The 14600-nt window shown below is 54.7% G+C and carries 7 protein-coding genes; all 7 read right to left on the bottom strand.

What is annotated here, in order from left to right:
• The 7 genes from gcvH to ADICEAN_RS01390 all read right to left on the bottom strand — a co-directional run bounded on the left by gcvH (position 1) and on the right by ADICEAN_RS01390 (position 14284).
• Positions 1-381, bottom strand: a complete 381-nt coding sequence (gene gcvH / locus ADICEAN_RS01420) for a glycine cleavage system protein GcvH (RefSeq protein WP_009193715.1) — start codon at positions 379-381, stop codon at positions 1-3.
• A 54-nt stretch (positions 382-435) separates the two neighbouring features.
• Entirely contained in the window at positions 436-7617 is a 7182-nt protein-coding gene (gene sov / locus ADICEAN_RS01415; RefSeq protein ID WP_009193714.1) for a T9SS outer membrane translocon Sov/SprA, read from the bottom strand.
• Between the two features lie 39 nt (positions 7618-7656).
• Positions 7657-8253, bottom strand: a complete 597-nt coding sequence (gene ruvA / locus ADICEAN_RS01410) for a Holliday junction branch migration protein RuvA (protein ID WP_009193713.1) — start codon at positions 8251-8253, stop codon at positions 7657-7659.
• Entirely contained in the window at positions 8250-10541 is a 2292-nt protein-coding gene (locus ADICEAN_RS01405) for an NADP-dependent malic enzyme (RefSeq protein ID WP_009193712.1), read from the bottom strand. Before ADICEAN_RS01405 ends, ruvA begins: the two co-directional genes overlap by 4 nt.
• Positions 10542-10609: 68 nt before the next feature.
• The gene (locus tag ADICEAN_RS01400) at positions 10610-11710 is read right to left on the bottom strand and encodes a DUF4837 family protein (RefSeq protein WP_009193711.1); all 1101 of its coding nucleotides are present in this window, start codon (positions 11708-11710) and stop codon (positions 10610-10612) included.
• A gap of 156 nt (positions 11711-11866) precedes the next feature.
• Positions 11867-13345 (bottom strand): lytic transglycosylase domain-containing protein, encoded by a 1479-nt coding sequence (locus ADICEAN_RS01395; RefSeq protein WP_009193710.1) that lies wholly within the window; start codon positions 13343-13345, stop codon positions 11867-11869.
• A gap of 696 nt (positions 13346-14041) precedes the next feature.
• Positions 14042-14284 (bottom strand): Sec-independent protein translocase subunit TatA/TatB, encoded by a 243-nt coding sequence (locus ADICEAN_RS01390; protein WP_009193709.1) that lies wholly within the window; start codon positions 14282-14284, stop codon positions 14042-14044.
• Between the last annotated feature and the right edge of the window lie 316 nt (positions 14285-14600).

The raw sequence follows: 14600 nt of genomic DNA, 5'->3' as shown, positions 1-14600 counted from the left end.
TTACTGGCCTACCAGTTCTGCATACTCCTGCGCCGACAGCAGGCTGTCATAATCGGCTTTGTTCTCCAGGCGAATGCGGATCATCCAGCCCTGGCCATAGGGGTCGCTGTTGACCAGCTCCGGCTCGGACTGCAGGGCCTCGTTTACTTCTTCAATGGTACCACTGGCAGGCATAAACAGGTCCGATACCGTTTTTACGGCTTCTACGGTACCAAATACCTCACCATGCGCTACGGTTTCGCCCTGGGTTTCAATCTCAACATACACAATATCGCCCAGCTCCCGCTGCGCAAATTCTGTGATGCCTACGGTTGCAAGATCACCCTCCAGACGAATCCACTCGTGGTCTTTGGTATAGCGCAGCTCTTCAGGAAATTGCATAGTTTCTGTGTTTAAGAGTGCCAAAAATACACCTCTTTCTGATTATGCAAAAGCTTATTGGGTAATATTATAGCGCAGCTGCACCCCAAAGGCCGTATTGCTGGAGGGGTAAGAATTGAGCACGTGGGGCTCGTTTACATTGCGGCGGAAGTAGAGCTGGGTGCTTAGCTGCTGGTTGATGATGTAGTCGATGGTAGGGTTAAGCTGAAAGTTAATGTTGCCATTGGTTACATCATCGGGCTCGTCCAGACGGCGCTGCACCGTACGGGTATCGCGCACGGTAACCCCCATGCGGAAGGTGATGTCATTCTTAAGCGTGGTTTCCCGCCCTTTGATGCGGAAGGGGATCTTAAAGTTTTTGGTGGTATAGCCAATGTCGAAGCGCACATCCTCACTCTTGAGCTCGGTTACCTGGGTATTGGCCATATCCAGCCCCAGGTTACGCTCCCGGTTGTAGCTCATCTGCAGGGTCATGCGGGTTTTGGTGCGCAGGTTTACTCCTATGAGGGGTGCGAATTTTTCGGAGATCACCACCTGGTTGGCAATGTACTTGGGCAGGCGCATGTTGTCGCTCAGGGGATCCAGTAGCAGGTTGTCGGCCGAAGTATAGTCTTCTATGCGGTTGTTGAGCTCCAGAATGTCGGCGCCCAGCTCATCGCCATAGGCCAGGGAGCTGCTGTAGTTATTTACCGTATAGCGCGATACGTAGCTGTGCTGCAGGGCAATGGACGTAAACCATTTCTGTAGCGCTTTTACTTTGCCAAGGCCGGCATAGTCCAGCCGCCAGTTGGGCAGCGGAATGCTGGGGAAGGGCGATAGCTTTACCCGGTTGGGGTCCTGCCCGCTATAGGCCGCCAGAAAGGCCGGGATGAGCACATCCTGTGAGTTGCCCTGGTAATCGGGGCCCAGGCGCTCCATGATCTGCTGGCGGTAGGCGGCAAAGCGGTTAAAAGCGGCCGAGCCCCCTTCGCCCTCCTTATCGCCAAAAGCCGTGCCGATGGACAGGAAGGAGATGCTGTAGCTGCCCCGCCGGGCAGGGGTAAGGGAGCTATACTGCCGGGTAAGGGAATCCTGGCGGAAGATCTCCTGGTAATTGGCATTCTTTTCCTTGCGCACATCTACCTGTATGCGCAGATCGGTAATGGGCTGCACATCGGCCCTCAGATCATAGCTGATGGTGTTGGTTTGGGTAAAGGGGGTGGTAAGCTCCGGAGAGGTCACCAGCCAGCCGTTTTCAGCAGCCCGGTAGCGGATGTTGGGGTCCTGGCTGCCCAGCAAAAAGCCTACGCCTGGGGCTACAAAACCCGAGTCGAGCCCAAAGAGGAAGGAGCGGGGCCTGAAGCCCGGCAGCATGGTGCCCTGGCTTTGGGTGGCGTTAAAGGTAACGCCCCGTACGGCCATCAGGCCGCGCACTACCCCCTGCACAAATTTAGAGGGCTCGCCACGCTTTTCTTCTTCCGGCTGTGCGCCTTCTGGCTGGGTGGCCTGCGGGCGTCGCTGGGGTTGCGGCTGGTTGGGACGGGCCTGTGCCTGACGGGCATCGTTTATACGCTTGAGGTAAGGCGACTGGTTGTAAAGGCGCACCAGGTCAACCTTGCCGGTAAGGCCGCCGGTGCGGCGGTTCTGGATCAGGTTGCCAAAACGCTCCAGCTGGTTATCTTCCTGCGTGGTAGAGAAGGAGCCGGCCGTCCAGGAATAGTTTACCTCGTAGCGGGCATCGGCATTGATCCAGCTTGTGAGGGGTATTTTATCAAAGGGCAGGCGATAGGTGGCGGCAATGATCTGGTCAAAGTTTTTCATCCGGCCCAGATCGGCCAGGTTATCCAGTACTACCTGCCGTTTTTCTTCGGTATTGATATCGCCATCGGGCTCATCGATAATGGCATTGGCCCGGGCGTTGTAGTCCAGCACAAGGGCATTGGTGAGGTTCCAGCGCAGGGTGTAGAGGCGGTTAAAGGTAAAGGCCTTTTGAAACTGGATGTTGTTGAGGCTTGGCAGCAGATCATCTCCGCGGTACTGGTTGCGGGTAAAGTAGCGGTCCAGGTCCCAGCGCACCGAAACGTTGGAGGGCTTGGGCGAGATGTTAAAATCCTTGAGCCAGAGCAGCCAGGGCGAGTTGAGGCGCTGGCTGTTGGCAAAGGGCGTAAAGGGGGTCACCTTGGGCTGGTAGTTGTAGCCAACGGCACCCTTGTAGTTGCGCTGCACAAAGCTGGCGATCTCCCAGCTGCTGCTGAGCACCTCGCTAAAAGCGTAGGTGAGCGAGAAGTTAGAAAGATCAAAGGGGGTAGGGGTATCATCCCCTTCCCGTCGGGTGAGGCGCACATTGGTAAAGTTAAGGCTGCGGCGGGTGGCCCGTTGCTGGGCAATCATGCGGTAATAGGCGCGCTCCCGGGGCGATTCAAAGGCCAAAAGGGCGGCATCCAGGGGTACGTCTTCACTGGCCGGATCAAAGTAAGGGGTGCTGATGTTGCGCTCGTAGGAGACAAACATGGGCACCACCAGGCGGGAGCGCTCGGGCAGGAATTTCTCCAGGGCCACATTGGCGGCAATATCATAGCTCAGGTTCTCGTCCCGGCTGCGCTGGTTTACCCGCTGGGAGATATCGCCATAGCCTACGGAGCTGTAGCGGGTAGAGGCCGTTACGTTGGCCACATCGGCCAGCTTGGTGTTGAGGCGGGCATTGGTTGCCCAGCCGGCGGTACGGTCAAAGTTGGCTACCCGCAGCTCGTTGGCCCATACGCATACCGATTTGGGGCTCATGTCGGTGCCGCCTTCCGGATTGCGCACCCCAATCATCAGCACCCGCACATCGTTCAGCTGGGGGTTGCCCTTTACGTAAATATTGTGCTTGCCCGATACGCCGGCAAAGCGACGGTCCTGCGACACATTCTGGCGGTTGCGCAGCGATTTGAGCTTGTAAAGCTCATCCATGGAAATATCGATCTCGTTCTCCGCAGGCCAGATGTCCGTATCCAGCGTGCTGCCGGGTGGGGTGATGGTCAGGGGAATCTCGATCTCGTAGTAGTTCTGGGTAAAGTCGGGGCCAATGCGCAGAAAGCCGGTCACTTCCCCATCCTGCACAAAACTTCCCTGCTGGGCATGGGCATGCAGCAGCATTTTTATAGAGCCGTAGTTGATCAGGTCCAGGGCTACGTTCTTGAAGATGGCCCGGGAGTCGCGGTCCTGCAGCTCATCGATGCACATCTGGATGGACTGCTCGTTGAGGCGCACATCCTGGTTGTAGGCCGTAATGTCGCGGTCCCGCACAAAGTTAGGCGGCAGCACATAAGGCACAGTGGTGGGGTCAGATACAATATCCTCCTTCTGCCCATTGTCTTCAAAGCCTATGGCCGAGATGGTGAAGTTGGAGAAATCCTCTTCGCCTACCACATTGAGGCCTTCGTTGCGCAGGTCCTGGGTGTAGCGGCGCCACTGGCTGCCTACCAGTTGCATTTTGGCAAAGCGCAGCGCAATGGGGTCGGTAAAGCCGGTGAGGTAGGTACGCAGAAAACGTACAGTCTCAAAGCCCTGCGGATCGCCATAGGTGCCGGTAAACTCCCGGATGGGTACTCTAAAGAGGTACCAGCTTACCTGCTCGCCGTTTACCTGGCTGGGCGGGGTTACTTTTTTGTCAACGATGTAGTTCTGACCCACCTGCATGCGGCTGGGCCGCAGGTCGATGGAGTACTCGTAGTACTGCTCCAGGTCGTTGATGGTGTTGTCGCGGTTTAGGTCCTCATTATCGGGGCGGGGATTGCCCTGCGCCACCACCCCCTGGCTGGTATTAAGCAGGGGGGTATTTCCCTCTTCATTATTAAAGTATTTATAGCGCTCCAGCACATTGGCATTGGTGCCGTTGTAGACGTCGCTTACGTAGTTGCGGAAGTTGTCGCCGGAGGGGTCATCCTGCACATTCTGGAAGGCCGGGCCCAGCACATCGCGGAAGAAATTAGCTTCCTGCTCGTTGGGCAGGCCGTCCATGCCTACATCCTGAAAGCGGCGGGACGATTCGTTCAGGTCAAAGGCGTTGTTGAGGTACTGGCGGTTGGTGACATAGCCCCAGTCGGTACGGGTTACATTGGCATTTCCTTCCAGGTTGCCATCGGGCGGCAGGCCGTTCTCAAAGCCATGCTGGTTGTCCTTGATATAATCCTCCGATACGCTGCCCAGGTTAAAGACCAGGCGGCCACCGCTGCCCTCATTGGCTATGGTGTGGTTGCGGAAGGCCTCATTACGGCCATTGGGACCGGTAATAAAGGGGTCCATCATCCAGAACTCGATGTACTCGATGTTGGTACGGTTAAAGTCTACATCGCCGGGCAGGGCGCGGGTAATGCCGGCCCAGTTTTGGGAAGGATTGGGGAGGCTTCCGCCGGGACCGATGGCCGGATTGTAGTTATAGGGACCCCGCTCGGCCGGGTAATACACCAGGTCAAAAATGGGTTCGTTGAGCTGCAGGTTGCGGATATCGCGGTTAAAAAGCTCCTGGGGGATCACCTGCCGCACATAGTTATTTTCCATGTCGCTTTTGCTCAGGCCCTGGGCATAGCGGTTGCGGTCTACTTCGCGGTAAAAGATGTTGTCAATGGTGTACCAGGCCAGGCGGGCGCGCTTGTAGGCAAAATCCAGTTCGCTGTTCGGGCTTGTAAAGCGGTTGTCGTTGGTAAGGGGGGTGGCGGCATGCTTCCAGTCATACACATTCCCATCCAATCGGAAGGGGGTAATGGCCGTTTCAAAATCATCGATGTAGGAGGTGCCTTCGCCATTCACCACATTGGAGGTGCCGGGCAGCATTTGGGCAAACTCGGCATTAAAGGTAATGGTAGACATTTCCTTGGTCTGCAGCAGGGGCAGGGCATCCAGCATGCGGGTCAGGAAGTAGCTATCTTTCTGGATGTTGGCATCCAGACCCCATTTGGTGTTTTTGGTCGGTTCCTGCCCAATGCCCACGCGGCTGATCAGGGGCAGCTCGTTGAGGTAAAGCAGGGTGGCGCCCAGGCTGATATCGTCGCTGAAGCGGTAATCGAAATGGGTGCCCAGAAAGCGCCGGGTCTGAAAGTTCAGCAGCGAGGCCCGTTCGTAGGAGATTCGGATCTTTCTGCCCGAGTTCACAATACCCTCGTTGAGGATGCGTACCCGGCCAAAATCATAATCTACCTGATAATCGACTCCTTCGGTAAGGGGGGTGTTGCCGGCAAAGACCCGCACCGAGCCCGGAGCGATGTTGATCCCATCCAGGGGGATCTCGGTAGAAGAGCTGGCGGCGTATTTTACTTCCAGAAAGTACTTGTTCTGCTCGGCCACCAGCTCGGCATTGTAGCGGGTGGTGCGGTAGAGGGTGTCGTATACATACTTACTGGTAATGCTGGGCTGGCCGCTTCCAATTTGCTCTCTCAGGTGATCACCAAAGGGCTCCTTTACCGGAAAGATGATCAGGCCCCGGTCCAGATTGATCGTAACCCCTTCTATAAAGTCGAAGTTGCCATCGGGCTGGCGGTCGTTGTTGGGGTTGAGCAGGTCCAGGCCCAGCAGGCGTATGATGGGGATGTTGCGCAGCGGTTCGCCCCGGCGGTCTACCCCTTCCTGCAGGTTGGGCTGGTCCAGGCCGCTGCGGTCATCGCGGTACACCACCCGCAGCTGAAAGCCCTCGCGCGCTACCTGGTTGGCATTGAGCGAGTAGATGTTCTTCATCATCAGCTCCCATACATGCGCGCGGGTATCTACATTGTTGGAGCGCAGCATTTTCAGGAAGATCACATCGTTGGAGGGGCGGTTCTGGTAGTTTTCGGTAAGCTCGCCCACCTGGTAGCGGCGCCCGTTGTAGGTATATTCAAAGGCTACGGCCAGGGCTTCGTCGTTTTGCAGCTGCCGGTTCAGGCTTATGTAGCCCAGCTCGGTATGGTAAGAGAATTCCGTGGCATTGAGCTTGCGGGCACTTTTGATCAGGACATAGTCCCGGCTATTCTGCATGCCAAACTGCCCCTGCAGCACTCTGTCTACTTCATCTACGCTGCGCAGGTCGGTATTGGCTCTGATTCTGGCAAAAAGGTCATTGGCATCGTTCGTAGCAGGGGTAGTGGATCCTGCAGGATTGGCCAGGCTTGTTTCGGCCAGATCGGCAAAGGCGGCCACGTTGCGCAGGCCCTCGGTCTGCTGGTTGCGGTTGATGATGTAGACCTCCATACGGGTGATGTTAACCCCGGAGGTAACCTGCGGAAGGCTGTTGAGCCACTGCCCCTGCTCAATGCCGTAGCGGTTGCGGAAGAAGTGCGAGAGGAAGAAGTGCCGGTTGGCATCGTACTCCGAGGCGCGGATGCTGAGGGTATTGCTGCGGGAACCCCCTTCTATCTCAATCACATCGCTCTCGCCGCGCTGGGTAGTGGCTACGCCCGTTACGAATAGCTTGCCAAACTGCAGCTGGGTTTTTACCCCAAACAGGCTTTGGGCGCCGCTCATCAGGCTGTTGCGCACCGGCAGGTTTACGTTGCCAATCTCTACTTTTTTTATGATCTCTTCCGGAAAGCCGGTGTATTCTACACGGAAGTTGTTTTCAAAATCAAAGCTGTTGTTACTATCAAAGTTGGCGGCGATCTCCAGCTTTTCGCCCACCTGGCCAATCACATTCATGTTGATCTGCTGATCAAAGTTGAACTGCGACTGCCGCTGCGCCCGAATGGGGATGGCCGGGTTCTGTACCCGCTGAAAATCACCTCCAAAATCAAGGTTTACAAAGCCATTGGGACGGATATTGACAAAGCTGCCCCCAAAGATGCGGTCAATGATGGGGCTGGTGTAGATGGGGGGGATCAGGCTGCGGCTGCTTACGGCGCTTTCGCCATCCAGCCCCTGCGACTGGGTTTGCCAGTATTCCCGGATCAGCTGCTGGCGGCGCAGCTGCTGGTATTGTTCAAAGCTTAGGCTGGAAGGGGGGCGGTAGAGAAAATCGCCCAGGTTTTCGTAAACGGTATAGTTAAAGGCCGTATCGATCTCCAGCTGGAGCTGGGTAGGCGGCGGAGGAAACAGGGGGGAGTAGTAGCGGCGGGTGCTAAAGGGGTCGCCAAAACGGTCTCTCGGGGCTCCGGTCGGGAACTTGCTGGGTTGGTAGGATCCTGTGCGGGTGGTATCTCGCCCTACGGTATCGCGGGCCTGGGTGGGCTGTTGTTGCAGCAGAAACAGGGCACCTGCCTGCACAGAAAGAGGTAGCGCCAGTTGCAGAATAAGGCCCGCTACCAGCACAGCTAAAAAATTCGGAGAGAGAAACAGGAATTCAAATCCTTATGCGTTTTTCAGAGCCAGTTTTATGAGTTCTTCCAACGATAGAGTAGTTCCGTGCTGCTTGAGGATGCTGTCCAGGTTTTTTTCAGCAGCTGCCCGGTTAATTCCCAAAGTCACTAAAGCCGACAACGCTTCCTGCCGGGTTGTATTGTGCGAGGCAGGACTTAAAGATGCCGTAGAGGGCGAAACTACCTCACCCTTGAGCACCTTATCCCGCAGCTCCAGGATCAGGCGCTGGGCGGTTTTAGCGCCAATGCCTTTTACTGCAGAGAGGGTGCGGGCATCATCATGGATAATGGCGCTCTCTATTTCGGCCGGTTTCAGCGAGGAGAGCATCATCAGGGCAGTGCCCGGCCCTACGCCGCTTACGGAGATCAGGTGCAGGAACAGTCGCTTTTCGGCCCCATCCTGAAAGCCGTAGAGCGTATGGGCATCTTCCTTGATATGAAGCCAGGTGAGCAGTTTGCACTGCTCCCTGTCTTTTAGTGCTGCGTAGGTATTCAGGGAAATCTTCACCTCATACCCGATGCCATTTACCTCCAGCAGTACATGGGTAGGGTCCTTATGTACCAGCCTGCCATTGAGGTAAGCGATCATATACTGCGTACGGTTTGTTCCCGCTGCTGGGCGTCTACTACGGCTATGCTCACCATGTTCACAATTTCGCGGATGGAGCTGCCCAGCTGCAGAATGTGTACCGGCTTGCGCATGCCCAGCAGTACAGGGCCTATGGCTTCGGAGCCACCGATTTCCATCAGCAGTTTATAGGCAATATTGCCCGAGGCCAGGTCCGGGAAGATCAGCGTATTGGCTCCTTTATCGGCAAGCGCGCTGAACTGGAAATTCTCCTGCTGCAGCTGGCAATTGAGGGCCACATTGGCTTGTATATCGCCCTCGATGATCAGCTCCGGATAGCGCTTTTTTGCCAGCAGGGCTGCTCTGGACGTTTTTTCGGGCACATCACCCTTGCTGGAGCCAAAGTTGGAGTAGGAGAGTACTGCCATGCGGGGCTCAATGTCAAAGAAGCGCACGCCGCGGGCCGTAAGGCCAATGATGTCCACCAGCTCTTCGGCCGAGGGATCGCGGTTTACGGTAGTATCGGCAAAGAAGTAGGAGCCCCGCTTGTTGGTAATGATGTACATACCGGCAACGCGGCTTACGCCCTCTTCGGTACCAATTACCTGCAGGGCAGGGGTAATGGTTTTGGGATAGTCTTTGGTAAGGCCGGAGATAAAGGCATCGGCCTCACCAAACTCCAGCATCATGGCGCCAAAGTAGTTACGGTCCCGCATCAGCTTGCGGGCTTCGTGCAGGGTTACCCCTCTGCGCTGGCGCTTTTCATACAGGCGGTGGGCAAAGCGGTCCAGGCGCTCCTGCTGCTCGGGCGTATCAATGTCGATGATCTCGCATTCTTCCAGCTCCAGGTGGTTATCGGCCATCAGCTGGGCAATCTTCTGGCGGTTGCCCAGCAGAATGGGAATGCCAATGTGCTCGTCCTGCACAATTTGGGCTGCTTTGAGGATCTTCTGGTTATCGGCCTCGGCAAACACTACGCGCTTGGGTTGTTTGCGGGCCTGCACCAGGATGCGCGACATCAGGCGCTGGTCTATGCCAATGCGCATCTGCAGTTCTATGTTGTACTGCTCCCAATCGTCAATGGTACGGCGGGCTACGCCGCTGGCGATGGCAGCCTTTGCTACGGCAGGGGCCAGGGTGGTGATCAGGCGCGGATCAAGGGGTTTGGGGATCAGGTATTCCCGGCCAAAGGCAATCTTTTTATCGCCATAGGCTTTGTTTACCGTCTCGGGAACGGGCTCTTTGGCCAGCTGGGCCAGGGCCCGCACGGCGGCCAGCTTCATGTCTTCATTGATGGCCGAGGCACTTACATCCAGCGCCCCGCGGAAAATGAAGGGAAAGCCCAGCACGTTGTTTACCTGGTTAGGATGGTCGGAGCGGCCGGTGGCCATGATGATATCCTCCCGGGCGGCCATGGCTACCTCATAGGGAATTTCCGGATCGGGATTGGCCAGGGCAAATACAATGGGGTTGGGACCCATCAGGCGGATGTCATCCGCATTCAGGATGTTGCCGGCCGAAAGGCCCAGGAACATATCGGCCCCTTTAAGGGCATCCTGTATGGTTTTGAGCTCGGTGCGCTGGGTGGCAAACTGCTCTTTGATATCGTCCAGATCGGAGCGATTGATGTGAATTACGCCGTCGCGGTCGCACATCACCAGGTTTTCCCGGCGGGCCCCCAGCGATAGGTAGAGTTTGGTACAGGCTACAGCAGAGGCACCGGCCCCGGATACTACGATCCTGATCTCTTCAATCTTTTTATTGACCAGCTCCAGGGCATTTAGCAGGGCGGCTGAGGAGATGATGGCGGTGCCGTGCTGGTCATCATGCATCACCGGTATTTTCATGCGGCGCTTCAGCTCCTGCTCAATGCGAAAGCACTCAGGCGCTTTGATGTCTTCCAGGTTTACCCCCCCAAAAGTAGGCTCCAGGGAAGCAATAATATCGATGAGCTTGTCGGGATCTTTTTCATTGATCTCAATATCGAACACATCAATGCCGGCAAATTTCTTGAACAGTACCCCTTTGCCTTCCATAACAGGCTTGGAGGCTTCGGGACCAATATCGCCCAGGCCCAGTACGGCCGTTCCGTTTGATATTACGGCTACCAGGTTGCCTTTGGCGGTATATTTATAAACATCTTCCGGATTTTGGGCAATTTCTTTGCAGGGCTCGGCAACCCCCGGCGAGTAGGCCAGGGCCAGGTCCAGCTGGGTACTTAACATTTTGGTGGGCACCACTTCTATCTTGCCCGGCTGTCCCTGGGTGTGGTAGTTCAGGGCATCTTGCTTTCTGATCTTAATGCTCATTCAGAAAAAAATTGGTATAATAACGAGTGCAAAGGTAGCAGAATTTTGCGCCAATCGTAGCCAAAGGCTTATTGGATATTTTTGGGAGCCGTCTTGGTAAAGGACCACAAAATGGCTTCCAGTTCGCTCATGGCCAGGCGCTTGTCCTGCCCTGGAGCATAGGTAAAGCCTTCTATATAATAGACGCGGTTGGTAGCTTCATCTACAAAGGCATAGCCCAGAAAGGGGCCGCCCATCACCATTTTTTCAAGGCGCCACAGGCCGCGGGCTTCCACGCCATAACGTCCGTTGAAGTTTACCTGGCGGACTTCTACAGGCAATTGGGTCTCCAGCCGCATGTAGGTGCTGCTGTCGCTGCCCCAGATGTAGTTGCGTACTACCTGGTTGCGGTAGTTCATCAGATTATCCCGCTGAAAGATAGACTGATCGGTATAGGGTTTCCAGGTAACCCATACGCTTTTATCTACCTTATTATCCAGTAGGCGAATCCAGACAAAATTTGTATCCTGTTTGGCCACCTGATAGCCGGCCGGAAAATTCATTTTAAACCCATACTCGCTGGCCAGGCTGTTGCTGAGGCTTTGCGTAACGCGCACATTGGCATAATCGCGCATGTAGCGCTGGCGCTCTACGGTAAGGAAGTGGTTTAGCAGGTTTTCCTTATTGGTGTAGATACGGCTCACCAGCTGATCTTCAGTCTGGCCAAAGAGGTACATTACCTCCTGTCCCCGGGCAAACTCATCTTTGCGGGAGAGGCGGTAGCGCTGCTCATCCTGCCGGATCTGCTCCAGCGACTGCTCTGAAAACATGGAGCGCAGCATTTCTGAGGCCTGGCTCCTTTTATCCAGTGTAAAGGCAAAAAGGATGTTGGGGTAACGCTTGTTGAAGCCTTTGAGGCCCTGGGGGGTAATGTAGCGCACTTTAAAATGGGGCTCTTCCTGGGGCAGGCCCTGTACCGGTTCGGTAAAGACATCCCGTATAGCTTCTCCCAATACCCCCCGCCACTGGGCCGAGTCCATGACGACCAGCAGCTCATAGGGCACCAGGCTGGCGCGGGGCAAAAAGTCTTTATCCTGATTGCGGTTGTCCTGGCTGTTGCTATTGCCTCCGCAGGCAGTAATTAGTAGAAGAAGGGGCAATAAACAGATGCTATACGTTTTTAGGTTCATGCAGGTAAATGTGCTAGATATGATACTATAACAAGAAACAAGAAGTAGCTTGTATAGCTGGTAGTACAATTTTGGGTAAAATAGTAAATCAGGGGCCAAAATAAAAGAAGCTTTGTCCCGGAGAGACAAAGCTTCTGAAAAGGGGAGGAGGGCTCCTTATTTTGTAATGATCAGCTTCTGGCCAACTTTGATCTCATTGCCGCGCAGGTTGTTGAGCTTTTTGAGGTTATCAACCCCTACGTTGCCATGCTTGCGGGAAATTTCCCACAGGGTATCGCCGGGCTGTACGTAGTATACTTTTTGCTGGCTTACCTGTACCGGCTTGCTGGCAGGCTGTGCCGAGGCCAGTTGCGTATTGATGGAGGCTTTTTGCTCGGCCGAGGCATAAATGGCCAGCTGCTGGCCTATACGCAGGGAGTTGCTGGTAAGGCGGTTCCAGTGCTTGATGTCTTCTACCCGCACCCCGTACTGGCTGGCAATTTTTGTCAGGTGGTCGCCACTTTTTACTTTATAGGTAACGCGCTGGCGGTTTAGGGTGCTGCCTACTTCGGTCTTGGCATTTTCGGCCAGCAGGGTTTCGTTGATGCTGCTGGTAGATTGCAGGATGGTAGCGCGGTTGGCCACAAAGTAGGTGTGTGTCTGAGTAGGGATGCGCAGGGCATAGTGGCCGGCATTTTCGGGCACTGCCTTGCGTACCAGCTCGGGGTTAAGGGCCTCCAGGGTGCCGGGGCAGAGGTTTAGCTGGCTTTCCAGCGCCTCCAGGCTCATGAAGCGGGAAAGATGAACCGTGTCGATCTGCTGGGCATACTGGTATTCATACTCTTCGGGAAGCAGGTTGTGCTCTTCGGCAAAGCGCATGGTGTACATAACAGCCGCAAACTGGGGTACGTAGGAGCGGGTTTCTCTGGGCAGAAAATCATACACCAGCCAGAAATCTTTTTTACCCCCTGCTTTGCGAATGGCTTTGTTTACATTACCCGGTCCGCAGTTGTAGGCGGCCAGGGCCAGCTGCCAGTCGCCAAACATGCCGTAGAGCTGCTTCAGGTAGCGGCAGGCGGCCTCAGTGGCTTTTTCGGGATCCAGGCGCTCATCTACATAGGAATTCTGGTTGAGGCGGAAGATACGGCCGGTGCTGGGCATGAACTGCCAGAGACCGGCGGCGCCTACCCGGGACTTGGCCCTGGGGTTAAGGCCCGACTCTACAATGGACAGGTATTTAAGATCATCGGGCATGCCATGTTTGGCAAGGGCCTTCTCAAACATGGGGAAATAGAGATCGCGGCGCTTGAGCATCAGGCGGCTGTACTCCCGGTTACGAATGGTAAAGTAGTCTACGAACCCTTTCACCCGGTCGTTATACGGCACCTTGACCTGGGCATTCATGCTGGCCATGCGCTCTCCGATGAGTTCGTAGCTGGCATCGGGGATGTAATCATAAAAGGGGCGGGAGATCTCAACAATGGCATCTGGGGCAAGGCTATCGGCCAGCACCAGTTCTTCGCCTGTTTCATCCTGCTGCTCTTCTGGTGCTGTTGTTTGCGCTACTGCGTAGTTTACGGATAGGCTGCCCATGCCCGTAGCCAGCAGTATGCAGGTTCCGTAGTGCTTAATTGTTTTGATCGCTCCTAATTTCATGCCGTACTTCCTTAAGAAGAGTTGTATAATTTGGGCCTGGCTGTGGCGCAGGGGTACGCACAGGCAAGCGGGGTGTCTTCTGTATGTGCAGCGGCCGCACGTAGCAGGCCGTTGGGGTATTCACTGGAATCAGTGCCAATGGGAAATGAAAGGGCCGGATTATTCCGCTCAAGTCGGCTTGTACGGAAAACGATTCGGCCAGCTACATCTCCAAAGGATCGTCGGTATGTTCGCCCAGTTAGATCGCAGTAGTCGGTGAAGTGGGCATCGCTGGGAAATCATACGTACGAAAATGCCCTCGGGTTGCTTTTGCAGCAACTGCCCTGCAGTAGCAGGAACAGGAGCATTCAGTACACAGGCTACTGGCAGGAGCCTGCTCAGGTAGCGGTTTCCTCAGGTCGGGAACGTATGGAATAACGCTCCCCACAGCTTTTTACTGGACGAACGGTGCTCCTATCTGTTACTGCAAAAACAGGCCAGAGGTGCACCAGCGCCTGAAACTGACAGGTTTACAGGCGTATTTATCATTTTATAGGGCAGAAAAGGCAGTGAACTGCCCTTTCTGCTTTTATAAGTTTAGATCGGCGAGAACTACTTGGTCTGCATGGCACACCTCAGCCTGTTCTACTGTACCTGACATATCATTCTGTGCGTTGGAGCACCTCCCTGTGGAAGTACTGCTCCCTTGTTGCCGGCTTACAGAGGCTTTGCAGCTTCTTTGGTAGTGCCGTTGGTGTGTACAGAAGATGGTTTTTCTTTGGCGGCATCTTCTACCTCATCCTTGATCTCGCGGGTGGCATCTTTGAACTCACGAATACCACGGCCAAGGCCACGGGCCAGTTCCGGAATTTTTTTCGCACCAAAGAAAATCAGGATGATCAGCAGGATGAGCAGAATCTCCTGACCTCCCATGTTGAAAAATAATAATAGGGTTTCCATGTAGCTACTTTAGGTTCGTTAGTAAAATTAATCAAATGAAGACGATACTCAAATCCGCAGGCCGGACTTCTGTGAAAAAAAGGCGTACGCTTCTGCAAAAGTTCACTTTTTCTGCTTAAATCCTTCACTTCCTATAGGTTTACCGTTAGAAAATGGGCGAAGAGCCCGCTTTTGGGATTGTATTTTTCTGATAAACAATACGTTGATATAGGATGAATCTGATAATTTTTCCCCTGAAAGCGGTATGATCGAAAAGGGCCTGTAGGGGCGGCTTGCATTTTAGGTAGAAACCTTACTTTGCCAAAAAAGAGCCTAA

The organism is Cesiribacter andamanensis AMV16 (genome assembly GCF_000348925.1).
GTDB lineage: Bacteria > Bacteroidota > Bacteroidia > Cytophagales > Cyclobacteriaceae > Cesiribacter > Cesiribacter andamanensis.
This window is presented reverse-complemented; position numbering and strand designations above follow the sequence as displayed.

Coding starts and splice junctions, on each gene's coding strand:
- ADICEAN_RS01395 (WP_009193710.1), bottom strand. CDS start 13,345: ATGAAATTAGGAGCGATCAAAACAATTAAGCACTACGGAACCTGCATA.
- gcvH (WP_009193715.1), bottom strand. CDS start 381: ATGCAATTTCCTGAAGAGCTGCGCTATACCAAAGACCACGAGTGGATT.
- ruvA (WP_009193713.1), bottom strand. CDS start 8,253: ATGATCGCTTACCTCAATGGCAGGCTGGTACATAAGGACCCTACCCAT.
- ADICEAN_RS01405 (WP_009193712.1), bottom strand. CDS start 10,541: ATGAGCATTAAGATCAGAAAGCAAGATGCCCTGAACTACCACACCCAG.
- ADICEAN_RS01390 (WP_009193709.1), bottom strand. CDS start 14,284: ATGGAAACCCTATTATTATTTTTCAACATGGGAGGTCAGGAGATTCTG.
- ADICEAN_RS01400 (WP_009193711.1), bottom strand. CDS start 11,710: ATGAACCTAAAAACGTATAGCATCTGTTTATTGCCCCTTCTTCTACTA.